Below are 242 nucleotides of genomic sequence, written 5' to 3'. Positions count from 1 at the left end.
CCGATCACGCCGCGAGCTCGCGGCCGATCTCCTCCACCCGGCGCAGGTCGTCCACGCACGCCGCGTAGGCGTCCGCTTTGGCCTCGTCGGGCCGGCGCAGCAGGTAAGACGGGTGGACCGTGATGAAGCCCTGAAAGCGGTTGTCGAAGCGGTCGATCCGGAACGGGCCGCGCGCCCGGGTGATAGGCACCGCCTTCCCGGTGAGCGCCAGCACCGCGGTGGCGCCGAGCGCGACCACGAGC

The 242-nt window shown here is 72.7% G+C and carries 1 pseudogene; it reads right to left on the bottom strand.

Going from position 1 to position 242, the window contains the following annotated elements:
• Positions 1–4: 4 nt before the first annotated feature.
• A pseudogene (locus tag AC0IY0_RS28975) lies at positions 5–242 on the bottom strand (UdgX family uracil-DNA binding protein); the annotation flags it as partial.

The sequence above is a fragment of the Methylobacterium sp. AC315 genome, from assembly GCF_979253755.1.
Note: the sequence above shows the minus strand (reverse complement) of the source record. Positions and strands in the feature narration are given on the sequence as shown.